Origin of the sequence: Mucisphaera sp. (assembly GCF_965279675.1) — a bacterium.
Taxonomy (GTDB): Bacteria; Planctomycetota; Phycisphaerae; order Phycisphaerales; family Phycisphaeraceae; genus Mucisphaera.
Window position 1 is genome coordinate 549,719 of record NZ_CBDIIJ010000002.1, and the last position, 22,460, is coordinate 572,178.

General features: G+C 62.6%; 20 protein-coding genes. 9 read left to right on the forward strand and 11 right to left on the reverse strand.

Annotation, left to right across the window (positions count from 1 at the left end):
* Positions 1-65 precede the first annotated feature (65 nt).
* A complete protein-coding gene (locus tag ACQZAB_RS02425; RefSeq protein ID WP_428386768.1) occupies positions 66-674 on the reverse strand; it encodes a TlpA family protein disulfide reductase in 609 nt (202 codons plus the stop codon).
* Between the two features lie 83 nt (positions 675-757).
* Here ACQZAB_RS02425 and thiS point away from each other — a divergent pair, with 83 nt between their 5' ends.
* The 4 genes from thiS (at position 758) to ACQZAB_RS02445 (ending at position 3,636) form a co-directional block, all read left to right on the forward strand.
* Entirely contained in the window at positions 758-955 is a 198-nt protein-coding gene (gene thiS, locus ACQZAB_RS02430; RefSeq protein WP_428386769.1) for a sulfur carrier protein ThiS, read from the forward strand.
* Between the two features lie 62 nt (positions 956-1,017).
* Positions 1,018-1,875: a thiazole synthase gene (locus ACQZAB_RS02435; protein WP_428386770.1), complete on the forward strand. Its 858-nt coding sequence runs from the start codon at positions 1,018-1,020 to the stop codon at positions 1,873-1,875.
* A gap of 38 nt (positions 1,876-1,913) precedes the next feature.
* Positions 1,914-2,597, forward strand: a complete 684-nt coding sequence (locus tag ACQZAB_RS02440; RefSeq protein ID WP_428386772.1) for a peptidylprolyl isomerase — start codon at positions 1,914-1,916, stop codon at positions 2,595-2,597.
* A 157-nt stretch (positions 2,598-2,754) separates the two neighbouring features.
* Entirely contained in the window at positions 2,755-3,636 is an 882-nt protein-coding gene (locus ACQZAB_RS02445) for a peptidylprolyl isomerase (protein WP_428386774.1), read from the forward strand.
* Here ACQZAB_RS02445 and ACQZAB_RS02450 read toward each other — a convergent pair.
* Positions 3,633-4,787 (reverse strand): hypothetical protein, encoded by a 1,155-nt coding sequence (locus ACQZAB_RS02450; RefSeq protein WP_428386776.1) that lies wholly within the window; start codon positions 4,785-4,787, stop codon positions 3,633-3,635. The two genes, ACQZAB_RS02445 and ACQZAB_RS02450, sit on opposite strands and share 4 nt — an antisense overlap.
* Positions 4,788-4,963: 176 nt before the next feature.
* On the opposite strand from ACQZAB_RS02450, the gene ACQZAB_RS02455 reads away from it, so the two are divergent.
* Both ACQZAB_RS02455 and ACQZAB_RS02460 read left to right on the forward strand, forming a co-directional pair.
* On the forward strand, positions 4,964-5,776 hold the full coding sequence (locus ACQZAB_RS02455) for a class I SAM-dependent methyltransferase (RefSeq protein WP_428386778.1): 813 nt from the start codon (positions 4,964-4,966) through the stop codon (positions 5,774-5,776).
* A 45-nt stretch (positions 5,777-5,821) separates the two neighbouring features.
* Complete coding sequence (locus ACQZAB_RS02460) at positions 5,822-7,885, forward strand: sialate O-acetylesterase (RefSeq protein WP_428386780.1); 2,064 nt, start codon at positions 5,822-5,824, stop codon at positions 7,883-7,885.
* A 7-nt stretch (positions 7,886-7,892) separates the two neighbouring features.
* Here the strand turns inward: ACQZAB_RS02460 and tmk are convergent, their stop codons facing one another.
* Positions 7,893-8,582: a dTMP kinase gene (gene tmk / locus ACQZAB_RS02465; protein WP_428386782.1), complete on the reverse strand. Its 690-nt coding sequence runs from the start codon at positions 8,580-8,582 to the stop codon at positions 7,893-7,895.
* Positions 8,583-8,686: 104 nt separating this feature from the next.
* Here tmk and ACQZAB_RS02470 point away from each other — a divergent pair, with 104 nt between their 5' ends.
* On the forward strand, positions 8,687-9,316 hold the full coding sequence (locus ACQZAB_RS02470; RefSeq protein ID WP_428386784.1) for a class I SAM-dependent methyltransferase: 630 nt from the start codon (positions 8,687-8,689) through the stop codon (positions 9,314-9,316).
* Between the two features lie 24 nt (positions 9,317-9,340).
* Here the strand turns inward: ACQZAB_RS02470 and ACQZAB_RS02475 are convergent, their stop codons facing one another.
* The 5 genes from ACQZAB_RS02475 to ACQZAB_RS02495 all read right to left on the reverse strand — a co-directional run bounded on the left by ACQZAB_RS02475 (position 9,341) and on the right by ACQZAB_RS02495 (position 16,793).
* Positions 9,341-10,291 carry a family 43 glycosylhydrolase gene (locus ACQZAB_RS02475; protein ID WP_428386786.1) on the reverse strand — a complete coding sequence of 317 codons (951 nt, stop codon included), beginning with the start codon at positions 10,289-10,291 and terminating at the stop codon, positions 9,341-9,343.
* Complete coding sequence (locus ACQZAB_RS02480) at positions 10,288-13,470, reverse strand: glycoside hydrolase family 2 TIM barrel-domain containing protein (RefSeq protein ID WP_428386788.1); 3,183 nt, start codon at positions 13,468-13,470, stop codon at positions 10,288-10,290. The genes ACQZAB_RS02475 and ACQZAB_RS02480 overlap by 4 nt, the downstream gene beginning before the upstream one ends.
* Positions 13,471-13,603: 133 nt before the next feature.
* Positions 13,604-14,446 carry a hypothetical protein gene (locus tag ACQZAB_RS02485; protein WP_428386789.1) on the reverse strand — a complete coding sequence of 281 codons (843 nt, stop codon included), beginning with the start codon at positions 14,444-14,446 and terminating at the stop codon, positions 13,604-13,606.
* A gap of 72 nt (positions 14,447-14,518) precedes the next feature.
* The gene (locus ACQZAB_RS02490) at positions 14,519-15,394 is read right to left on the reverse strand and encodes a type II secretion system protein (protein WP_428386790.1); all 876 of its coding nucleotides are present in this window, start codon (positions 15,392-15,394) and stop codon (positions 14,519-14,521) included.
* Positions 15,395-15,518: 124 nt separating this feature from the next.
* Positions 15,519-16,793, reverse strand: a complete 1,275-nt coding sequence (locus tag ACQZAB_RS02495; RefSeq protein ID WP_428386791.1) for a PEP-CTERM sorting domain-containing protein — start codon at positions 16,791-16,793, stop codon at positions 15,519-15,521.
* A 382-nt stretch (positions 16,794-17,175) separates the two neighbouring features.
* Between ACQZAB_RS02495 and ACQZAB_RS02500 the strand changes: the two genes are divergently transcribed.
* Together ACQZAB_RS02500 and ACQZAB_RS02505 are read left to right on the forward strand one after the other, a co-directional pair.
* Positions 17,176-17,931 (forward strand): helix-turn-helix transcriptional regulator, encoded by a 756-nt coding sequence (locus ACQZAB_RS02500; RefSeq protein WP_428386793.1) that lies wholly within the window; start codon positions 17,176-17,178, stop codon positions 17,929-17,931.
* Entirely contained in the window at positions 17,928-19,334 is a 1,407-nt protein-coding gene (locus ACQZAB_RS02505) for a sulfatase-like hydrolase/transferase (protein ID WP_428386795.1), read from the forward strand. The genes ACQZAB_RS02500 and ACQZAB_RS02505 overlap by 4 nt, the downstream gene beginning before the upstream one ends.
* A 147-nt stretch (positions 19,335-19,481) precedes the next feature.
* On the opposite strand, the gene ACQZAB_RS02510 is transcribed toward ACQZAB_RS02505, so the two are convergent.
* Genes ACQZAB_RS02510 through ACQZAB_RS02520 form a run of 3 tightly spaced genes read right to left on the reverse strand, consistent with a single transcriptional unit; the run spans position 19,482 to position 22,448 of the window.
* Positions 19,482-20,777, reverse strand: coding sequence for a glycosyltransferase (locus tag ACQZAB_RS02510; RefSeq protein WP_428386797.1), 1,296 nt, complete (start codon positions 20,775-20,777; stop codon positions 19,482-19,484).
* An 11-nt stretch (positions 20,778-20,788) separates the two neighbouring features.
* Entirely contained in the window at positions 20,789-21,556 is a 768-nt protein-coding gene (locus ACQZAB_RS02515; RefSeq protein WP_428386798.1) for an HAD family hydrolase, read from the reverse strand.
* Positions 21,528-22,448, reverse strand: a complete 921-nt coding sequence (locus ACQZAB_RS02520) for a carbohydrate kinase family protein (RefSeq protein WP_428386800.1) — start codon at positions 22,446-22,448, stop codon at positions 21,528-21,530. Before ACQZAB_RS02520 ends, ACQZAB_RS02515 begins: the two co-directional genes overlap by 29 nt.
* Positions 22,449-22,460: the final 12 nt, after the last annotated feature.

Sequence of the window (22,460 nt, forward strand, 5' to 3'; positions counted from 1 at the left end):
GGAGTTCCGAGGGGGGGGTTGGGTATGGGAAAGATAGACCGTGACGGATTGACAGGCAATAGCGTCTAATTATTGTCGCTGATTAATAGGTTTTCTCTAACTGACTGAAGGATGGGCTGGGCCTGGCCGCCGCCGACGAACTCGGCGATGAGGGTGCCTGAGGCGTCGTAGACGAAGACGGCGGGGACGACGAGGTCCTGCCAGGTGTCGCCAATGCGGGCGACGACCTCGGATTGTTTGTCGGTGTCGGGGGCGAGGAGGTAGGCGTCTTTGAGGGCGTGGTGGGCGGCGAGGAAGTCGATAGCGGCCTGCTCGTATTTGCCGGGGGCGTCGAGGGTGATGGAGACGGGGCGAACCTTGTCGCCGAGAGCCACGAGGCCTTCGTGGAGCTTGGGGAACATGGCGACGCAGGGGGCGCACCAAGTGGCCCAGAAGTCGATCACGGTGATCTGGCCGTTGGCGGCGGATTCGGCGACGAGGGCGTCGATGCCGTCGGCATCGAGCTGGGGGAGTTCGGTGGGGAGGCTGGGATCGGCCGTGGCGGCTGGCGTGGGTGGCAGGTCGGGCTCTACCTGGGGCTGGGTTGGGGGGGTGGGGGCTTCGCCGCAGGCGGTGAGAGCCAGAGTGGCGGCGAAGGTGGCGGCGAGGCAGAGGGTGGCGAGGGTGGTTTTCATGGGTTGTCCTGCGTCACGGGTGGGTGCGGCATTTCGTCATCGTAGGCGTTCGCAATCGTTTTTCAGGCTGCTAGCATGACGGGATGCGATTGATTCTCAACGGTGATGATCGGGAGGTGTCGGCGTCGACCGTGGCTGAGTTGCTGGAGGCGTTGGGGCTCGGCCATCAGCCGGCGGCGGTGGAGGTGAATGGCCGGGTGGTGCCCAAGCGGGATCATGGGGAGGCGTCGCTGGCAGAGGGTGATCGGGTGGAGGTGGTGACGCTGGTGGGTGGGGGTTGAGGTTGGCGTTGGGGGGTTGTGTTTGCTTTTCAATGGATAACCGCCCTGCTCGGAGATGTGACGTGGCTGCGAATGGTGTGATTGAGAATGAGTCGGCGTTGGATGGACCTCTGGTGGTGGGCGGCCGGTCGCTGACGAGTCGGCTGATCGTGGGGACCGGGAAATATGAGAGCTATCCGGCGATGGAGGCGTGTCTGGATGCGTCGGGTGCCGAGGTCATCACGGTGGCGGTGCGTCGCGAGCGGCTGATCGATGCGGAGGGCAAGTCGCTGCTGGATTTCGTGGATACGGATCGGTACACGATTCTGCCGAACACGGCGGGGTGTTTTACCGCTGAGGACGCGGTGCGGGTGGCCCGGCTGGGTCGGGAGATCCTGGATCAGCTCGACAACCCCGGTAAAGACTGGGTGAAGCTGGAGGTGCTGGGCGACAAGAAGACGTTGCTGCCCGATCCGGTGGGGACGCTTGAGGCGACGAGGGAGCTGGTGGCAGACGGTTTCAAGGTGCTGTGTTATTCGAGTGATGATCCGATCATGGCGATGCGTATCAAGGAGGCGGGTGCGGCGAGCGTGATGCCGGCGGGGTCGCCTATCGGTTCGGGTCAGGGGGTGTTGAATCCGAGTGCGATCGCTCTGATTCTGGAGCTGCTCAAGGATGGCGATCCGGATTATCCGGTGATCGTGGATGCGGGCGTGGGGACGGCTTCGGATGTCTCGGAGGCGTTCGAGCTGGGTGCGGATGGCGTGCTGTTGAACACCGGGATCGCGCACGCGAAGGATGCGCTGCGGATGGCGCACGCGATGCGTCATGCGACGGTGGCGGGTCGGTTGGCCTACCTGGCCGGCCGGATTCCGCGGAAGCTGTACGCGAATGCGTCGAGCCCGTGGGAGGGTGTGATCACTTACATCCCGGGTGAGTGAGTTGTTGAGTTCATTGATCGACATGATTGGAGTTTGTGATGATGCGTTGGTGTCTAGGTGTGGTGGTGGCTGGGTTGGTGGCGGTTCCTGTGATGGCTCAGGAGGCCGATCCGGAGGTGGGAACGGTGGTGCGGTTCGAGACGTCGGCGGGTCAGATCGATGTGGAACTGTTTGACGAGCGGACGCCCGGCACGGTGAAGAACTTTTTGCGGCTCGTGGATGAGAAGGCCTATGACGGATCATTCTTCCATCGTCTGGTGCCCGGGTTTGTGATTCAGGGCGGGGGGTTCAAAGCGGTTGAGGATGACGAGGGGCAGCTCACCGTCGATGAGGTGAAGGATCACGGGCCGGTGAAGAACGAGCCGGGGCTGGAGAATGTGAAGGGGACGATCGCAATGGCGAAGCTGGGCGGCGATCCCGACTCGGCGACGAACCAGTTCTTTTTCAGCCTGGGCGACAACCGGGAGAACCTGGACAACCAGAACGGTGGGTTCACGGTGTTCGGGCGGGTGATCGCGGAGGATTTCGAGGTGCTGGATCGGATGAATGGGCTGCAGCCTGTGAATGCCGGCGGGCCTTTTTCGTCGCTGCCTTTGATGGAACTTCCGGAGGAGCCGGTGCTGGGCCCGGAGGTGATGGTGATGATCGACTCGATCCGTGTGGTTGATCCCGACGCCGAGGAAGCGGCCGAGGGTGAGGCGGATGCGGGTTCGGACGGCTAGAGGGGCTGTCCGGGCGGCGGTGGGGGCTGCTTATCTGAGAAAAGGTTGGCCATACGGGCTGAGGGGTTAAAATTAAGTAGCCAGCGGGTGTTCTGTGCTATCCCGCGTCCCGAGGTGACGCCTGGTGTGTCTGGGCGGTATAGAGGAAGTAGGACTTATGAACCGGGCCCTGATCTGTGCGGCGTTGGCGGGTGTGTTTGTGGGCGGGGATGCGGTGATGGCGACGGTCAATCCGGGTCATTCGGTGGCTCGGTTTGAAACGGTGCTGGGCCCGATCCACATCGAGGTCTATGACGACGACACCCCGCTGACCGCGGCGAACTTCAAGACGCTGATCGAGCAGGGTGCCTACGACAACATGTTTTTTCATCGCTCGGCCCGACTTTTGGACGGGACGCCTTTTGTGGTTCAGGGCGGCGGGTTCAATCTGGCGGACCCCGAGTTGGGTCCGATCGGGAACGTGCCGAATAACGGCCCGGTGCTGAACGAGCCGTTTTTCTCGAACACGCGTGGCACGGTGGCGATGGCCAAACTCGGCGGCGATCCGAACAGCGCGACGAATCAGTTTTTCTTCAACGTCGGTAACAACGGCGAGAACCTGGATTTCCAGAATGGCGGGTTCACGGTGTTCGGGAACGTGCTCGGCGATGACATGGATATCGTCGACGACATCGCCGATCTGCTGCGGGTGAATGCGGGGAGTCCGTTCAACGAGTTGCCGGTGCTGAACCCGCCCGTGAACGGCACGATTCTGTTTACGGATCTGGTGCTGGTGACGCGAGCGATCGTGGTGGTGCCGGGTGATGCGAACTTTGACGGGGTGGTGGACCTGATTGATCTGTCGACGCTGGCCACGAACTTCGGGGCGACGGATGTGGTGGGTGCCGAGTTTGGCGATTTCAATTTCGACCGCGTGGTGGACCTGATCGATCTGTCGACGCTGGCCACGAATTTCGGCGCAGGCAGCAGCGTGCCTGAGCCGGGTGCGGCGGCGGGGCTGCTGGGCCTGGCGGTGATGCTCCGTCGGCGGGCGGGTTAGGCGGCTGGGCGTCTGCGGGTCACGAGCGCGAGTCCGGCCAGGCTCAGAATGGCGGCGGGTTCGGGGATGAGGACGAGTTCGGCTTCGCCGCCGATCTGGCCGATGACGCGGGTGAAGGTTTCGGAGGTGCCGACGGCGACTTCAAGATTCAGTGTTGCGAGGTCACCATCTTCGAGGACAACCTGCAGGAAATTGCCGCCATAGTAGTACGGCTGCGGATGATGAAAGTAAGCGAGGTAAGACAGGTGAGTTGTGCTTTCTGAAGAGGCCCCTACCCCTAACGAGGTGTATTGCTGATTTGAGATCAGCACCTGCGTGTCGGTAGCCGGATCGATGTTGTTAGCCAAAAGGAGTGCATTGGCGTCGCTGGTCACCACGGAGGTGTTATCGACGGTGGCCTGTTGTAGGGAAGCCCCTTCGAGTTCGATTTCTAAGGCCTTGATGCCCTTGTCGGCGACATCGATTCGGAGGGTGTAGGTCGAGAAACCGGGCATGCCGGGCGTGGGCTGGACGGAGTCAAGAGCGAGCCCAAGTTCGCCGGCCCGCGAATAGATGATGGGTTTGGGGGGCTGCGTGACGTCGAATGGAGGTACCGAGAGAAGGGGATCGCCGATACGACCTTTGAAGACAATCTCCTGCGGCGTGGCAGGGTTCTGGCCTGCAAGCCTCAAGCGGTAGTCAACAGCACCGTCGCTTGGTGTGATCAGTCGTGCTACATCGGCTGCTCCATAAATACCTACACCGTATCCAAGTGTGAGAAAGCTGGCCGCCAGACCCTGGTTGGTCTCATGGGATTCGACCACCCAGAGCGGATCGGTTTCCCGGCTGAAAAGGATCTGGGAGTCGTGGCTGGGATTGCGGCCGATGAGGTTGATGAAGGCGTTGGTTTCTTCGAAGACGGTCTTGATGCCATAGGGCTGGATCTGGAAGAGCTCGGTGGCGGCAAAATTGAAACTAAAGGCATTGAGCCAGCCCCTGTCGTTTCTGCCCAGATTAAAGGTGTACTCGGTGTAACCGGGCAGTTCGGGGATGAGGCGCTCGCGAATTTCGAGATCGATGGGGCCGATGGACTCGGTGAAGGCTTCGGCGTGGAGGGTCAAGAGACTGGAAATTAGCAGGGTGGCGATGGCAAGGGGGACGCGGCTGTTCATGGTTCTGTTCCCGGTTGGTGGAAGCCGATCGGCAGAGATTTGAAGGAGGTTTTCCTTCCCAGCTTATCGCAAGTTTCTGGTTTTCCGACCCATAAATGGTGCAAATAGCCGCAAACGATTATCGGGCTGGCTTGGATTGGTCGGTCGCTGTCTGGGCTTGGGTCGATAGCTAACCTATGGCTTTAGCGACAACGGAGCATGGCGTTGGTGGGTTGTCTCTGCGGGCAAGAATGCTGCTTGGCCTGGAGCGATGGTTTGCGGTGGCGGACTCGGGCCCGCGAGATGAGGGGGATCAGGCTGAGCACGAGTATGGCAAGGCTGCGGGGAGTTATCAGCGGTTTGTGGATGAGTTGGGGTCGGTCGCGGGTCGGGACGTGCTGGACTTCGGCTGCGGCTGGGGCGGGGAGAGTGTCTGGCTGGCGGAGCGTGGGGCTCGGGTGGTGGGGTGTGATATCAGTGGATCGGCGATCGAGCACGCGCGGGCGTTCGCCAGTCAGAAGCGGGAAGCGAACGTGCGGTTCGAGGTCTGCTCCCCGATCCGGCTGCCGTTCGCGGATGATTCGTTCGATGCGGTGTTCTCGACAGACGTGTTCGAGCACGTGATGGATCTGCCGGCGGTGCTGGGCGAGCTTCGGCGCGTGTTGCGGCCGGGTGGGGTGTTGCTGACGCGGTTTGGGCCGCTTTTCTACAGCCCGCTGGGGTATCACGTGCCCTGGGCGACGCAGGTGCCCTGGGCGCACCTGGTGTTCGGGCTGGGACCGATCATGGAGGTCCGAAATCGCAAGCGATCGCCCATCGAGGTGCGTTCGTGGGAAGAGACGGGGCTGAATCGGGCGACCTACGGGCGGTTTGCACGAGCCGTTGAGAGCAGCGGCTGGGGCGTGGAGCGGCTGGAGCGCATCCCTGTGCGTGGGCTTGGCTGGGCGGCGGCGCTGCCCGGACTGGGCGATCTGATGACCTTCGGGGTGGATGCGCGGCTGGTGGCTTAGGCCACTGCTTTTGCGAGCAAGCCTGTCTGGGGGGACACTGCCGGGATGAACAAGCGATCCTCCCTTCTGTCGTTCTTTGTGGTGATGTTTCTGAGTGGTGTGGCGGTGGCGGAATTGTCGCTGCCAGCGGTGTTCGGTCATCACATGGTGCTGCAGCGCGATCAGCCGATGCCTGTGTGGGGTCAGGCCGCTGCGGGTCAGGCGGTGACGGTGCAGTTGCTCAGGGGCGATGACCCGCTGCCGTTGGTGCAGGCGTTCACGGAGGCGGATGAGGCGGGAGCCTGGCGGGTGGACCTCGAGGCCCAGCCGGCCGGTGGTCCGTACCGGCTGGTTGTTCGAGGCGGGACGCTGATTGAGTTCATGGATGTGTACGTGGGCGAGGTATGGCTGTGCGGCGGGCAATCGAACATGGAATGGCCGGTGCGATTGTCGGACAACGCCGAGGCGGAGATGGCTGCGGCCAATGACCCTTTGATTCGGCACTTCAATGTGCCGCGGACGGTGGCGGCGGTGGCTTTGACCGACACGGACGCGAGTTGGACGGTGGCATCGCCTGAGACCGTGGGTGGTTATACCGCGGTGGGCTATTACTTCGCGCGGGAGTTGCGGAATCGGTTGGGGGTGCCTGTGGGCCTAGTCAACAGCACGTGGGGCGGGACGCGCATCGAGCCGTGGATCTCGCCAGCAGGGCTTGAGGCTTTTCCCGGATTAGCGGAGCAGGCGGCTGACGTCACCGAGAAGGCCATGGCTTTTACGGGAACCGAGGAGGAAGCGCGGGCTCAGGTCGAGCGCGAGCAGGCCGCCTATTCGCAGGCGGTGGCGAAGCGTCGTCGGATGGTGATCGAGGGCGGGCGTGGCCTGGCTGAGGGCTGGGCAGAGCCGGGCCACGATGTGAGCGACTGGCTCATTTTGGAAGTACCCGGGCATTGGGAGGATGCGGGCATCGAGGCTTTGCACGGATTCGATGGGGTGGTCTGGTATCGACGGACGTTCGATGTGCCTGCGTCGTGGGTCGGTCGTGACCTGGTGCTTGAACTGGGCGGGATCGACGATATCGATGACACGTACATCAATGGCGTTGAAGTCGGCTCGACGGGTTTCGATGTTGGGGATCACTGGCGAACGCCACGCGTCTATCGGGTGCCGGGCGCACTGATCGATGGGCGAGAGGTGACGCTGGCGATCCGTGTGGGGGACTGGTACTACGCGGGCGGGTTCAACGGGTCGGCGGCGTTGATCAGGGCTCGACTGGCCGACTCGGAGGACGTGTCTGTTCCGTTGGCAGGCAGCTGGCGGGTCAGGATCGATGAGGCGGCTGAGGTGGGACCGATGCCTCAGGCACCGGCCTCGCCTGCGCTCGGTGGGGCAACCCATCGAACGCCTGCGGCTTTGTACAGGGGCATGATCCATCCGGTGGTGCCGTATGGCCTGCGTGGCGCGATCTGGTATCAGGGCGAGTCGAATGCGGCCGAGGCCGAGGCTTACCGGGACCTGCTGCCTGCGATGATCGATGACTGGCGGGCCGTCTTTGAGCGGGAGGCCTTGCCCTTCGGTGTGGTCCAGCTCGCGAATTTCAGGGAAGCCAGCCAAGTGCCGGTCGAGAGCGGCTGGGCCGAGCTCCGCGATGCCCAGCTGGCGACGGCAAAGGCGGTGGATGGGGTGGGACTGGCGGTGACGATCGATATCGGCGACGCGGATGATATTCACCCCCGCAACAAGCAGGACGTGGGGAGTCGGCTGGCCCGTTGGGCGATGGCCGAGGCCTATGGACAGCCGGGGACCGGATACAGCGGACCGATGTTTGACCGGGCTTTCTTTCTGGAAGATCGGGTCGTGGTGACGTTCTCACTCTTTGGGTCGCGGCCAGCCGTGCGGGGTGGCGGGGACCTGGGCGGGTTCGCGTTGGCGGGACCTGATGGCGTCTGGCACTGGGCGCAAGCCCGGATCGAGGGCGATCGGGTGGAGGTGTGGTCGGACGCGGTGGAAGAACCGGTGGCGGTTCGGTACGGCTGGGCGGACAACCCGGTGCGGGCGAATCTGGTGAACACGGAGTGGCTGCCTGCTTCACCCTTCATGACCCAGAAGCCTGCTGCGGATGAGGGCGGGTAAAGGGCCTTTAGCCGGACCAGTCGACCGAGCGTTCGGCCAGGGTCTCGAGCATGGACGCGCTGACGGTCTGCGGGTCGGGGGTGGCGTCGATGACAGCGTAGTGATCGGGGTCGCGGTCGGCCTGGTCGAGGTAGCCCTGGCGGACGCGGCGGTGGAAGGCGGCTCCTCGGAGTTCGATGCGGTCTTTGGCGGCGTCGAATTCCTGCTGTCGGACGAGGGGGTTCATGCGCTTGGCAGCGGTTTGCTCGTCCACATCGAAGACGAGCACGAGGTCGGGCCAGGTCTGACCGACGGCGACGCGGCCGACGGCGAGGATGTCTTCGGGCTCCAACCCCCCTGCCGTGCCCTGATAGGCAAGGGTGGATGAGATGAAGCGGTCGGCGATGACGAGGGCCCCGCGGTCGATGGCGGGCCGGACTTCTTCGGCGAGGAGTTGGGCGCGGCTGGCCATGAACAGGAGCATCTCGGCGGTGAGGTCGATGGCGTCGTGGTTGGCGGGGTCGAGCAGGACGGCGCGGACCTGCTCGCCGACGTAGGTGCCGCCCGGCTCGCGGACAGTGACGACCTCGAGGCCGGCGTTCTCGGCGTCGGTCACGAGGCGCTTGATCTGGGTGGACTTGCCGGAGCCGTCGGGTCCGTCGAAGACAAGGAACCGGCTGCGGAGACGCTGCATCCATGCGTGGTCGTGGGCGGGCATGGGGCGAAGATAGCGAAGGTTCGGGGGTTTCGCAGGCGGTAGGTGGACGGGTGTTTTTTTGGGGCGTGTCCGTGTCGTGGCGGGGTTCGGCTAGGATCGTGGTTATGCCGACGAAATGGACGGACGACCCGCTGGAACCGTACCGCCAGGCTCAGGCCGAGCAGGGCGCGGCTTTTGGAGTGACCCTCTGGAACAGCGAGGCCTCGCAGCGAAAGCGCTTCCGGGTCTTCCGGGAGATGGTTTTTCTGGAGGGCAAGCGGGTGCTGGATGCGGGTTGTTCGCGGGGAGACCTGGCAGCCTATCTGCTGGAGCACGAGGTGCGGTACGGGCACTACGTGGGGGTGGACGGGATCGCCGAGGTCATCGGGTTTGCGGAGAAGCGGGGTCTGCCCGATACGACGTTCGTCGCGGCGGATCTCCTGGCAGAACCGGAGGTCCTGCTGGCGCAGCGTCCGCAGGTCGTCCTGCTGTCGGGGACATTGAACACGATGGACGAACCGACGGCGCAGCGCTTGCTGGCGTCGTGCTGGGAGGCCTGTTCGGAGACGCTGGCATTCAACTTCCTGTCAGACCTGGCGGGCCCGGATGCCCCGCCTCAGGACTATCCTGCGACCCGGCTGCCGACCGTCCGTCTCCTCGAATGGGCGGCCAGGGAGGCCCGGGGCAACGTCATCCTGCGGCAGGATTATTTCCGCTACGGGCACGACGCCACGATCGTGATGCGTCGAGACTGATACGGGCTGTTGGCGGCATTCGGCTCAGCGGCGGGCTTCGACACTGTCGGGCAGCTCGATCGACCACTTCGAAGCATTGGTGAGCGAGCGGGGGAGGCCGGTGTCGTCGAGGATCAGCGGCTCCCAGTGCTGGATGTCGTGGCCTTTGATGCCATCGGGTCGGGAGCCCCAGAGGTCGGCCATCCAGATGTGCTGCGGGCCGTCGGGTGTCTGGATGGTGGCGATATCGGTCTGCTGGCCGGGCACGATGATCCGGCCGTCGACGGCACGGTTGATCTCGCCGACACGCTGCCAGGGGCCCATGGGTGTCTCGGCCCGGTAGACCTCGGCGTTCGCCCCGGCGGGGCAGAAGCAGCAGGTCTTGCCGAAGATGGTGTAGACGTAGCCGTTGTGGCGGTACATAGCGGGCGCTTCGACGTAGGCGGCGAAGGTGCCTGAGTTCTCTTTGGTCGAGGCGGTCAGTGACTCGTCGAGTCGATCGACGGACATGTGGTGGTGACCGTCTGGCGTTTCCATGATGGAGGTGTAGATGAGGTAACCGGTGCCGTCTTCATCGACGAAGACGTTGTGGTCGCCGGGCTGGGGCATCGCGACCTCGGCGCCGGTCTGGACCATCTCGAAGGGGCCTTCGGGGTTGTCGGCGATGGCGACGCCGAAGTGCCCTTCCCAGAGCACGGGATACCAGTTGAACCAGAGGACGTACTTCTCGGTGGCGGGGTTGTAGACGACGTAGGGCCGGTAGCCGACGCCTTCGAGCGTCTTGGTCAGGAGGTCGCCGTGGGGCGTCCAGTTTTCCAGATCGGGCGAGCTGTAGACGACGTAGCGATTGGCCGGGGTGAAGCCGTCGGTGTCTTCGTACCCGGTACCGTAGAGGTAGAAGCGTCCCTCGAACTGCCGGAGGCAGCCGTCGTGCGCGTCGATGATGTCGCCATGGATATCGACGCGGGGCTCAGTGTTATGGATGTTGGCGATCATGGGTGTACTTTCTGATCGGTCTTCAGTTCGAGGGTGGCTTCGCCGGTGAAGCGGGTTCCGGGCTTGACGATGATCTCCTCGAACTTGATCGACTTCATCAGGTGAGGCTCGGTGCCGCCATTGTGGAAGTCGTAGACGTTGAGATGGAAACCATCGGTTCTTGGACCGTGCTTCTCGGCGGTAAAGATGGTGTCGTCGAGGTCGTCGTTGGCGGGGATGGCCTGGAGGTGCTGTCGACCCTTGGCGAGGATGATGGCGGCGGTTCCGCTGTCGTGCACCAGCCCGCCATGGTGGAAGTCGAACCGGGTCGCGCGGAAGTCGCGGGTGACGCCTGAGATCTTGTCCTGCGACCAGGGCCAGGGGCGGTGACCATCGACGACCTGCTCGATGTGCCGCTGGTCGGCGTAGGCCGGGTCGCCGGTGGCCGGCGCGGTGCCCGTAGCCCGACCGATGTGGCTATCCGGGTAAACGGACCAGAAGGCATCACGCTGCCAGGTGAAGTGGTCGAAGCCTTCGGCGACCGGGATCTGCAGGCCGGAGGCAAAGAGATTGAACTCCTGATCGCGGGTCCAGGTGAAGTCGTAGGCGACCGTGGCCTTGCCGTCGCTGTGGATGGTGGTGGTCATGGTGCCGATGGCATCGTCGGCGTAGCCGCCGTAGGCGGTGATGCGGAGAAGGTTGTCGGTGCTGTGGACCATGACGGACTCGGCTTGCCAGTCGGTCACCTGGTTGACGAGCGTCAGTTGCCCCTGCCTGCGGAAGAAGCGGAGCTGAGCAGGGAGGACGTTGAGGGTTGGTGATCCGTTGATAACGGTCCGGTTGTCGACGGAAGCACTGGTGATGAGCCCGGTGCTCTGGTCGATCCGATAGGTCGTGTCGCCTACCGTGGCGATCCAGTGGTTGCCTCGCTCGGTGACATCGATGTCGAACGTTTCAGGCTCTTCGGCCTCGGTCGGGAGGTCTTCTTTACGCACGGTCAGGTGGTAGCGGTCGACCTCGTGGCCGTTGGGATCGATCACACGGAGTTCGACGGGCTGCTCGGCTTCGGGATCGATCGGCAGCAGCAGGGTCGAACGGCTGTGGGGCTTGCCTTCAATCTTGGCCTCACCTGACGTCTCGCCGTGTTTCCAGGCGAAGGTGACCTCGGAGAGATCGGTGAAGTCGTAGCGGTTCTCGACGGTGTAGGCGACAGCCGTGAGTTCGTCGCGATAGGTGCCGGCGGTTTCGTGGATACGAACGGGGGAGTGCGACTTCTGGACGTGCCAGTAGAGATCGTTGATGCGCCGCTGTGCATCGAAGACACCTCGCCAGATGCCGGGAGCACCGATGTTGCGGTAGGGAGCGCCTTTGAAGTGGAAACCACCCATGAAGTGAGGGACGTTGTAGAGATGGTTCAGGTGGATCTCGGCGTAGGCGGCCCAGTACTCATCGACGCCTGGATCGAACGCGATCTCCTTCACATTATTCGTGTGAACGTGCAGCCATTCGGTGAAGAAGATCGGCCGGTCTTCGGGGTAGTCCCACGCCGGGTCATGGACCCGTGAGAGATCGGAGAGATCGGCCACGGCGGCGGTTTTATCGCGCGGGTAGTGGTCGTCATTGATGTCCATGTACGGGATGGACACACCGAGTCGGGCATCCGAACCGAAGAACAGCGGCCGGCTGGGGTCGCGCTTCTTCATGCCGAGGGCGGCGACCTTGAAGTAATCGTAATAAGCGCATTCGTTGCCAAGACCCCAGGTCAGGACGGAGGGGTTGGAGTAGTAGCTCTCGATCATCGTGGCGACGTGGTGGCGGTAGGGTCCGGCGATGGACGGATCGGCTCCGAAATCGCCGAGCGGGCCGCGGTCGTACATCATGATGGAGACCATGGCCTCGACCGTCGTGTAAATACCGAGTTCGTCACAGAGTTCGGCGTAGTCGTAAACCGGCGTGGGTCGTGAACGCAGGGCGTTGAAGTTGGCACCCTGGAACAGCTTGATATCGCGCTCGATCATCTCACGCGGGACGGACTCGCCGTAGTCGGGATGGGTGATGTGGTAGTTGGTGCCGCGTAGCTTGACGGGTGAACCGTTGACCAGGAGCTGGTGGCCTTCGACGTAGACCTCGCGGAAACCAAAACGCTGACGAGCCGACATGACGGTCCCGTCGCCATCTTTCAGCTCGGCGTGGATGTGGTAGAGGTGAGGCGTCTCAGCGGTCCAGGTCTTGAAGCCCAACACCTTCATCGGGACCGTGAGTTCGAGGGTCTGCCCCGCGGCAATCGCGGGCAGCAGCGTGGTCGACTCGGCCGGGTTGAGTTCCACGGTCTGGCCGTCGGCGGTGGTGAGGGAGAAGGCGAGCGACGCGGTGGAGATCGACTGATCGCTGTGGTTGGCCACGCGCACGTGGGCGTTCATCGTGGCGGCGGTGTTGTTCTGGTCGAGGTCGGTGTCGACGTGCAGACGACCCAGGTTGAGCTTGGGCAGAGCCTGGAGGTAGACATCCCGGGTGATCCCGCCAAGCTCTCGGCGTGACCAGTGGGTGACCAGTGATTTCTCGATGGTGAGGACGAGTTCGTTGGCCTGGCCGGGTTTGGCAAACTCGGTGATGTCGTACTCGCTGGGGAGGGTCGCGATGTCATTGCCACCGACCTGCTGGCCGTTGATCCAGAGCTTGCCGTAGCCATCAACACCCTCGAAGCGAAGGATGATGGTTCGACCCGCCCAGTTGGCCGGGATATCGAGGGTGCGTGTGTAAGCAACAGGCACGCCAAACTCCCGGTGCATCCGGGGGAAGCCCTGGAGCGCAAAGTGACGCGGGATCTCGAGCTCCGCCCAGTCACTGATGCTGGCGGCGGTGCCGTCGAAGGTGTCGGGCACGGCGTGCACAAACTGCCAGGTGCCGTTGACCGAGATGCGGTGGTTGTCGAGGTCCGGGACGTCAAGGTCGCGGGGGGTCAACCGGACGAAGGGGAGGATCTCGGCGTTCACGCCCGAGCTGGCATAGCCGAGCGACGCGGGGTTGTCGTCGACCGGGTCCTCATCGGTGCGTGCGTCTGCGGGATCGCCCTGGATGTCGGACTGGGCCAGGGCCGTCTGGCCGAAAGCAGTCACGAGCAGCAGGATCGCTGCGAGCAGAAACCTCCAGGCTGAGGCGGATCGGGAGGCAGGATGAGCGGACGCCGACGTTGATGGCATAGCGTGTTGGTTCCTTTGGGAGGAGGTTTGCGTTGGGCCCAGTGACACAGCGGCCTGGGTGAAAGCCCTTGACGGCGGTTTGGCCGCCAAAGACTAGGAGGATCTGCATTCAGCCCGTATGGGCCAAGTGAGATCAGGCGTGACGACGCCTGAGCATCGCAGCACTCAGTGCGAGCAGCGCGACCGAGGCCGGCTCTGGGATCGCGCTGACGACGAGGTTGTCGATGAAGCGTGCATCAAAGTTGTTGGAACTGATGGTGAGAGAACCGAAGTTCGAGCCACCAGTGGTCACGAAATCCTGAGAGATCGTGCCGTCAACAAGGACGTTGATGTCGATGTTGTCGGTGTCGCCATAGGCACCGGGCACCTGTGGCGTCACAGTCAGCAGCAGCGTGTGCGGCGCCACGGGATCGAGGTAGTCAAAGTTGGAGTCTGAGACGTTGTCGATGAAGGCCTCGGCGTTGGCGGCATTGCCGGCGTTGGCCTGCTGGAACAGGATCGACCAGTCGGCTGCGCCGATCGCGGTGAAGTCGCTCAGAGGGGCACTGGCATCAACACCAAGGCCCATCGCGATATAACCACCGCCACCGGGACCGCTGGCGGGCGGGGTCACGAAGCGGCCAAAGTCCATTGCCACGGTGAAGCCATTAGGGGCCACGGTGGTGACATCGAAGTCGTAAAGGCTGGATGTGCCGAACGGGATACCGAGGCTGCCGTTGGTCACGGCGTTACGGCCGCCGCCGCCACGGCTGGGTCCTGCGATCCAGGCCTGCACGTTGGTGCCGCCGAAGGCGTTATCGTTGGTACCCCAGTCCGAGAAGTTGGGGTCAGCACCGTTGGGATCACCGTTGGCGTCGCCGCTGCCGGTGACGCGGTCGAACGAGTCCGAGTAGATCACGCCGGCATCGGCGGTACCGACAAACAGCGTGGTGGCGAGGGCTGCGATTCCTAGTTTCATTCCGTCATGCATCTTCATTTCTCTTTCCTCTCTTAGGGTGAAGCGAATCAGACAGGGTTGTGTGCCATACGGGCACGAGGGGTGAGTGAGTCAGTCCAGTTGTGGGGGCTTGGCAGGAGCGGGATCAAGACTGGCGTAGTCCTGATGCCATTCGAGGTCCCAGAGCCCGTTAATCGGTACAGCGCGGGCACTGCCGTCAGCAAAGGCAATGTTAACGATGTCACGGTGGCGATCCATGTACATCTCGTGGTAGCCATAGATACGCATCGGGACGGTGTTGACGAAGGGAGCCGACTTGTCGTGCACGGCGAGTTGCCCGGGAGCACCAACAGTGGTTGCTCGCACGCCATCCGGAGCGATCGCAATCCAGCAACCATCGCCGGCAAATGGCACGTTGCTGGTATTGCGAACCGAATCAAAACCCTGGAAGCGTATGTCGTTGCGGTGTTGAAGCCCCTGGGCATTGGCAACAAAACCGGGCGTGTTGTTGGCAAACTGTTCGGTGGCAAACCATCCGTTGTAGGTGTAGCTACTTCGGGTCTCGAAGCCGCCAAAGCCTCCACGCTGATAAGCGGTTTTCGCGGTGCCACCCCAGTCATTGTTGCTGATGCGTACCGCACCCTGCGCCACGGCATCATCCACATTCTCGATCGAATCTGTTTCGGGACAGATGTTGACCGTGTCAGTGTCCTCAAGATCAAGATAGCCACCATCGGTCAGCAGGTTCATCGGATAATTGTTGTAGCCGGCGAAATCGTTATCGGTGAGCCATGTGAAGTAGGCAACGCCGATCTGTCGGACGTTGCTGCCACAGGCAAGCGTGCGAGCCGTGCTTCGAGCAGCTCCCAGGGCCGGCAGGAGAATACCGATCAGCAGCGCGATGATGGAGATCACGACCAGCAGCTCGATGAGGGTGAAGCCGCGTCGGGTTTGCGAGAGGTTGTTGCGGAGCGTGCGAGTTGACATTGATCCGTCCTTAGTCAAGGAAGGTGGCCGTTGCTTGAGCCACAGAGGCGATTCGCCAGAGCCTGGCGGTTTGAAAGGCCCGGTGCCCGCCGTTGAGCGGGGCCGGGCTTCAGCGTGACAACGATTAACGGCGACGAACCGCGGCGAGGGCACCTAGGCCGAGCAGCGCGAGGCTGGCCGGCTCGGGTACGGCAGACGTGCCGAAGTTGGTGGCAAGCAACGAGAGGTCGATCAGATCAACGACGGCATCGGTGTTGAAGTTGCCGCCCGCCCAGCCAGCGGTGCTGTTGAAGCTGGTGGCCAGGGCCGAGAGGTCGATCAGATCGACATTGCTATCAAGGTTGGCGTCGCCGGGAACTGTGCCGAGGATGTTGCTGATGAGGTTGTCGAGGTCACCGGCATCAACCGCGCTGCTGCCATCGAGATCGAACTGGCTGTCACTGGAGCCGGCACGGATCGCGGCGGTCAGCAGGTCGATGTCAGCGGCATCGACGATGGTGTCGCCATTGAAGTCACCCGCGACGCCATCGGGCGCGGTGTCGAGTGAGGAGATGATGAGGTTGTCGATCTGAGCGTCACCCGAGTTGGTCGTCCAGCCGATGTAGCCGAAGTGCTCGCCGTCTGAGCCAACCGTGTGGGTCGCAGCGGACACAGGATTGAAGACCGGCGTCAAACCGGGAGTCAGCGTGGCGATTGAGATGGAAGCCGTCACCTGATCGCCCACATCGAAGCCATCGGGCGCTTCCACCTTGATCGATGCACGATGCAGCTCGGTGGAGAAGCCGAAGGCTCCATTGATGTCGCCGGGAGGGTCGAGCTTCACGGTGCTTTCGAACACCTGCATGCGGCCGGTGCCCAGACCATCATCCTGGAAGATCCAGAGGTGTTCAGCAGCGTGATCCGCATTAAAGATGGGACGGAACGCAGCACCATCGCTGGTGTTGGCCGCTTCAAACGGATCGTAGCCGTAGAAGAAGCTGAGGAAACCGCCCGAGCGACGGAAGTCGAACTCAACGGTGTAACCGCCACCGAAGAGGACATCGGGATCGGAGGCGAGATCGTAATTGACCATCGCAGCACCGAAACGAATGATGCCCTCGTTATCGTTGGGGTCGCCATCAAACTGGGCGCCATCGCCCTCCTGAACAGTCTGATCGACGCCACCATCTGTCGGTGGCCGGCTTGGGGTCGTGATGTAGGTCTGGACGATGCTGCCGCCATCGGCGTTGTCGTTGGCACCCCAGTCGGAGAAGGTGTCGCCGTTGTCGGGCAACGTGTTGCCGCTGACACGCTCGAACTGATCGGAGATCAGGACCTTCGGCGTTTGAGCCTGAGCGGCAGCGGCGAAACCGGTGGCCGTGAGAGCGGCGATAAGTGTGCTGGTGCAGGCGTTCTTCATGGTTTTCTCGACCCTTTCTGGTGCACGGCTGTGCGTGATGCCTTGGAAACGCGATGGCTGACTGGACTGGCTGTAACCGGTGCTTGTTTGATCTTGACACGTGACCAAATGAGACTATGACTATGTGAGAGTTTAAACCGAAGATTCAGGCTTGCAACGCTCATTTTGTGACAAAACTTGATCGATTGTGATCGAAGGCGCTATGAAGGTCCCAATTTCTCCATCTCCCCAGCGAAGTAAAGCTGCGTCGTCTTACACCATGCGGTATTTCACGCGTTTTACGGTGATGGCGCCTGTGCGGGGTGTGCCCTGCCCGTTTTATCTGGGCCAGGGGACCGCAACGAGTTCCCTTTACGATTCGCGACTGGTTCCCCAGGAACCGATGTCCGAACACGTGGTGTTCAAGCTGGCGCTTTCGGAGGGTGGGGTCGCCTGGGACAACGATGAGAGACGGCCGCTCCGCCCGGGCGAAGGCGTTTTCCGGCTGGTCGAGGACCAGCGCATCCACGAGGGCTACGACCCCGACCACCGCGGGCCCTATGAGTTCATGGGGTTTATCTTCAGCGGGCAGATCGCCGTCGACATGATCCTCCAGCTCCGAGAGAAGTACGGCAGCGTCTACAGCCTGCCGAAAGACTCCCCGATGATGCGTCGGCTGCAGGCCCTCGTCGAGGAACCCAGCCACACGATCCGGATGACCTCCACCGAGGGCTATCGGCTCTTCAGCGATCTGATGGTCGCGCTGATGGAAGGCGTTGAGGGCGTCGAGACCAATCGCTACTCGATCCGGCTGGCCGAGCAGGTCGAGCACACGATCCGCGACGACCTGGCTCATCCCTGGACCGTGCTGGAACTGGCCGAGCAATACGGCGTGACCCGCGAGCACCTCACCCGAGCGTTTACCCGGGCCTACGGCCAGGCCCCGCACCGCTACGCCCTGGAGTTGCGCATCCAGGAAGCCGCCAGACGGCTGCGGCACACCGATGACCCCGTCAAACGCATCGCGATGGAGCTTGGCTTCGGCTCCCAGGCCGCGTTCAGCCGTGCCTTCCGTCGTGTCCAGCAGATGACGCCTTCGGATTACAGAGCGGTCAAGCTGCGTGAATCCTGGCAGACACGCGCAGGAGGGTCCTCATGAGTACCGCGGACCGAAAGCCTGTCAACATCCTGATGATCCACAGCGATCAGCACCGCTACGACTGCCTGGGGTATCACGGACACCGCCAGCTGCAGACACCCCGGCTCGATCGCCTGGCTGCTGAAGGCGTAGATTTTTCCCACGCCTTCACGCCAACACCGATCTGCAGCCCGGCCCGGGCCTCGCTGGTGACGGGGCAATGGCCGAGCCAGCATCGCTGCATCAACATCCCCCCCTTCGAGGGATACACGCCGCTCCGTGCCGAAGGACCGCTGCTCTGGGAACTGCTGCATCAGGCGGGCTACAAGCAGGCCCACATCGGCAAGTTCCACAAAGAAACCGCGGAAGAGCCCCCTGCCTATGGCGTCGATATCTACGTGCCCGAAGAAGAGGGCTACGACGCCTGGCGGCAGGAACAGGGCCTGCCCGAGCGTGTGCGCACCAACGGATGGTTCGGCGAGATCGACCCCGGGATCACGGCAGAGCAGTCGCGCGTGGCCTGGGGAGCTCGGGAAACGATCTCGGCGATGGAACGCTTCGCCGCGTCCGGGCAGCCCTTTATGGTGCGCTGGGACCCCTCCGAACCCCACCTGCCGAACATGATCGCCCCCGAGCTGGCCGATCTCTACCCGCCCGAGACGATCGAGCCGTGGCCGAGCTTCCCGGATCCGCTTGAGGACAAGCCCGCGATCCAGGCACAGCAGCGGCGAACCTGGGGCACCGCGGATTGGTCGTGGAAGCAGTGGTCCCCGGTCGTCAGCCGCTACCTCGCAGAGATCACCCATCTCGATGAACACATCGGCCGGGTTCTGGATCGGCTGGAAGCGCTCGGTCTGGCTGAGAACACCCTCGTGATCTACTCGACCGACCATGGCGACCTCTGTGGCGCTCACGGCATGATGGATAAGCACTTCATGATGTATGACGATGTGCTGCGTGTGCCGTTAACCCTGCGCTGGCCCGGTGTCCTGCCCGCGGGTGAGGTCTGCGATGCCTTCGTCACCCATGAGCTCGATCTGGCCGCCACGATCTGCGAGGCCGCCGGCATCGAACAGCCCGCCTGGTTCGAGGGCAGGAGCCTGATCGACGTGGTGACCGGCAACGACCCGCAGCCCCGGGATTCGAGCTTCTCGATGTACCACGGCTGTCAACTCGGGCTTTTCACCTCGCGATCGGTGAGGGATCGCCGCTGGAAATATGTCTGGAACCTGACCACCGAAGACGAGCTCTATGACCTCGACACCGACCCCGCGGAACTGGTCAACCGGATCGGTGATCCCGCCTGCAGCGATGAGCGGAACCGGCTCCGCCTCCGGATGATCGGGTGGTGCGAATCGATCGGCGATCTAATTCTCAACGAGTTCACCCGGCCGCAGCTGGAGACACCCGGCGTCAAGCCATGACGCGAGGCGTTTGCAGGCATCCGGCCGGAGCCGGATCACAGGGTGTCTCTCAAAACCATCGACATGACCGATCGCTCACGCCGTTTGCGTGCTTCCTCGGCCGATTTGCCTGTCAGGCAGTAGGTCGGCTTACAGCGAGTTGGTTCCCTAGCTGTCGATATCCGCTTCAGCTCGGTCGTAACGACCCAGCAGACTGTTGAAGATTGAGAGTGTCCGTCGCGCAATACCGGTCCACCCGAACTGACGCCTGGCAAAACGCGCCCCCTCGATCGAGAGGCGCTCGCCTAGCTGCGGGTAGAGCATCGGCGCGGCGAGTGCCGAGGCGTACATGTAAGGCTGCTTGGGATCGGCGTAAAGGGCGTGCGTCCCGTAGTTGATGACCTCGTGCAAACCACCGTGCACAGTGACAACGGTTGGCGTTCCGCAGGCCATCGCTTCGATTGCGGTCATCCCGAACGGCTCGTAACGCGAGCACATCGCAAAGACAGAAGCCGCCCGGTAATGATCGGCGAGCTCTTCATCGGCGACATAACCGCGCCATTTGATATGACGCGCGACGCCTTCTTCCTTCGCGATCTCTTTGAGCTGCGCAACCTTCTTCTTGTCGCGTTCGGAGTTGGCTCCCGCTGCGATCACCACCCGGGCTTTGGGAAGCGCCTGCCGCAGATATGGCAGTGAGCGGATCAGGAGGTCGTAACCTTTGTTGGTTGCAACACGGCCCACGGCGTAGACATCGTGTTGGTTGAAGCCCAGCTTCTTCCGGATCGCATCCCGACGAGCTGGCTGCACCGGCATGAACCGACCTTCGTCGATGCCAGGCGGGATCATGGTCATGTGACTACTCGGAACGCCGTAGTCCTCGGCAAGGATGTCTACCTGCTGATCCGTCGTCGCGATGACGTGATCGCAGTTCCGGTAGACCAGAAACTCCTTGTCGACTCGCTCGTCGAACCGGTAGCCGGCATCGACCTTCTGCCCGGCATCTTTCATGCCCTTGCGCTTCCAGGTGCCGAGCGAGTGGGGCGTATGAACGTGGGCGATCTCGAGTTCTTCAGCGATGCGCTGGCCGGACCACCCCGCGTCCCAGTAGTGACTATTGACGACGTCGTACTGGAGTTTGTGCTCACGGACGTAGGCGAGCGTGTTCGTCACAAAGTCGGCGATGTGGTCGTGCATGTCCTCCTTGCGGATGAACTTCGGCCCACCAAACGGGATCCGGACCACGCGCAGGCCGTCGCTGATCTTGTCGACAGCGGGCTGTCGCTCAAAACGACGGGTGACGAGATCAACCTTGTACCCGAGACGACGAAAACGCTTGGCCAGTTCGAGCACAAAGACGACCTGCCCGCCCGTATCCGGCTTCCCGAGTTGAGGCTGCCCAGCGACGTAGCCGTGGACGGAGATCATGAGGATGGAGCCGGCATATTTCTGTTGTTTAACCATGATTGACTTCTTCAGGAGTTTTGCAGGCCTACAGCACCATAGGCGATGAGGCCCTCGAGGATGCCTGCTGCGTAGTGTGACACGGCCTCATGAAAGTTTTTTTCGGCTAGCGCCTCGCGCAATTCGGCACGGGCATTACCGACGATAACACCCCGGCTGGCGACCGCGAACAGCCCCACGTCATTCGCCGAATCCCCGGCAACCACAAGCCGATCCGTCGGAATCCGGAATCGATCGCACAGGTACAGCGTGGCGGGGCCCTTGCCCGAATCAGGCGGGAGAATATCCAGGTCCGAGGTGCCCGAGATCACCACATCGCAAGCCGACAAATCGGCAAGTTGCCGCCGGACGAGTCCACGATCACTCTCTGGCGGAATCGCAAAGCTGGCTTTATGAGGGGTCTGCATCACCGGCTCGTGAGCCCGCCAGCCCTGCTCACCCGCGAAGCGATCGAATGGCTCGCGGGACCACTGGCCAAACCGCTGCGACCAACCGGGATCCTCTTCACCATCGATCCGCACCTGCGTGCCCATCGCAGTGATGGTCGCTTGGGGTTGCCAACCTTCGAGTTGTGAAGCCAGCGTCTCACGCACACTCGCCCACGGCCGGCTGGAGTTCAGAACGATGGCCACGCCGTGCGCCGCACATTGGTCAATCAGTTGCCGGGTGGCTTCGTCGTCCCCGAGGAAGGTGTCATCGATATCACTGACCAGCAGCCAGTCCGGTGGGTGGTTGGAAATAGGCATGGTGTTAGGCAGCTGGTAAGTCCAGAAGATCATCCGCGAGAACCGGCGTGGCCCCGCTACGGGTGGCGACGTAGGCCCCAAGCCGATTCATCTGGTTCACGATGGCTTCGGGCTCCTGTCCGAGGACCAGCCCAACGATCAGGGCCGCATTGGTCGCGTCGCCCGCGCCAACCGTGTCGCTGTCGGCCTCGGGCTCGAACGACACAGGTCTTCCGGTGTAGCTCCGATCTGCCGTGTACAGCACGCAGCCATCAGCACCACGGGTCAGCGACAACATCTCCAGCGAGAAACGCTCAAGAAGATGCCGGGCGCGATCCTCATCGGTCTGGTGGGGTTGCGAGGCAAAAAGCCCGTCAAGCTCTTCGAGTTCCTCCCGATTCACCTTGGCATGCGTCGCGATCCGAAGACTCTGCTCCAGCAACTCGGGCGTGTAAAAATCCTGCCGCAGGTTCACATCGAAGAGCCGGTGACCGGTGCTGGCTTTCAGGATCGCCTGGATGGTGCCCCGGCTGACCGATGACCGCTGAGCCAGCGAGCCGAAGAGGATCACGTCTGCCCGGCTGGCAGCGTCGAGAGCCAGCGGGGTGGGTTCGATAAAGTCCCACGCCGCATCGGGCTCGATGGTGAACTTCGCATCACCCTGCTGGTCGAGACGCACCGTCGCCTGGCCGGTTGGGCGGGTCGGATCGGTTTGCAGGAGGTCGAGCCGGAGGTTTCGGGCCAGCAGTTCCTCGGCCAGCCGGTGCCCAAGGTCGTCATCGCCGATACGGCTTAGCATGTGCACGCGGTAGTCGGCTGGCAGCATCTGACGCACATGCACAGCGGTATTGACGGGGGCACCGCCCAACACGGCCTGATGCTCGAAAACATCGAAGAGCGCCTCGCCAACCGTCAGAACAACGCATGGATCTGGGTTATGGTCCATGCATTGAACTTA

Coding starts and splice junctions, on each gene's coding strand:
- ACQZAB_RS02445 (WP_428386774.1), top strand. CDS start 2,755: ATGAACCGGGCCCTGATCTGTGCGGCGTTGGCGGGTGTGTTTGTGGGC.
- ACQZAB_RS02485 (WP_428386789.1), bottom strand. CDS start 14,446: ATGAAGATGCATGACGGAATGAAACTAGGAATCGCAGCCCTCGCCACC.
- ACQZAB_RS02440 (WP_428386772.1), top strand. CDS start 1,914: ATGATGCGTTGGTGTCTAGGTGTGGTGGTGGCTGGGTTGGTGGCGGTT.
- ACQZAB_RS02470 (WP_428386784.1), top strand. CDS start 8,687: ATGCCGACGAAATGGACGGACGACCCGCTGGAACCGTACCGCCAGGCT.
- ACQZAB_RS02425 (WP_428386768.1), bottom strand. CDS start 674: ATGAAAACCACCCTCGCCACCCTCTGCCTCGCCGCCACCTTCGCCGCC.
- ACQZAB_RS02495 (WP_428386791.1), bottom strand. CDS start 16,793: ATGAAGAACGCCTGCACCAGCACACTTATCGCCGCTCTCACGGCCACC.
- ACQZAB_RS02460 (WP_428386780.1), top strand. CDS start 5,822: ATGAACAAGCGATCCTCCCTTCTGTCGTTCTTTGTGGTGATGTTTCTG.
- ACQZAB_RS02510 (WP_428386797.1), bottom strand. CDS start 20,777: ATGGTTAAACAACAGAAATATGCCGGCTCCATCCTCATGATCTCCGTC.
- tmk (WP_428386782.1), bottom strand. CDS start 8,582: ATGCCCGCCCACGACCACGCATGGATGCAGCGTCTCCGCAGCCGGTTC.
- ACQZAB_RS02475 (WP_428386786.1), bottom strand. CDS start 10,291: ATGATCGCCAACATCCATAACACTGAGCCCCGCGTCGATATCCATGGC.
- thiS (WP_428386769.1), top strand. CDS start 758: ATGCGATTGATTCTCAACGGTGATGATCGGGAGGTGTCGGCGTCGACC.
- ACQZAB_RS02515 (WP_428386798.1), bottom strand. CDS start 21,556: ATGATCTTCTGGACTTACCAGCTGCCTAACACCATGCCTATTTCCAAC.
- ACQZAB_RS02490 (WP_428386790.1), bottom strand. CDS start 15,394: ATGTCAACTCGCACGCTCCGCAACAACCTCTCGCAAACCCGACGCGGC.
- ACQZAB_RS02505 (WP_428386795.1), top strand. CDS start 17,928: ATGAGTACCGCGGACCGAAAGCCTGTCAACATCCTGATGATCCACAGC.
- ACQZAB_RS02520 (WP_428386800.1), bottom strand. CDS start 22,448: ATGGACCATAACCCAGATCCATGCGTTGTTCTGACGGTTGGCGAGGCG.
- ACQZAB_RS02455 (WP_428386778.1), top strand. CDS start 4,964: ATGGCTTTAGCGACAACGGAGCATGGCGTTGGTGGGTTGTCTCTGCGG.
- ACQZAB_RS02480 (WP_428386788.1), bottom strand. CDS start 13,470: ATGCCATCAACGTCGGCGTCCGCTCATCCTGCCTCCCGATCCGCCTCA.
- ACQZAB_RS02450 (WP_428386776.1), bottom strand. CDS start 4,787: ATGAACAGCCGCGTCCCCCTTGCCATCGCCACCCTGCTAATTTCCAGT.
- ACQZAB_RS02500 (WP_428386793.1), top strand. CDS start 17,176: ATGTCCGAACACGTGGTGTTCAAGCTGGCGCTTTCGGAGGGTGGGGTC.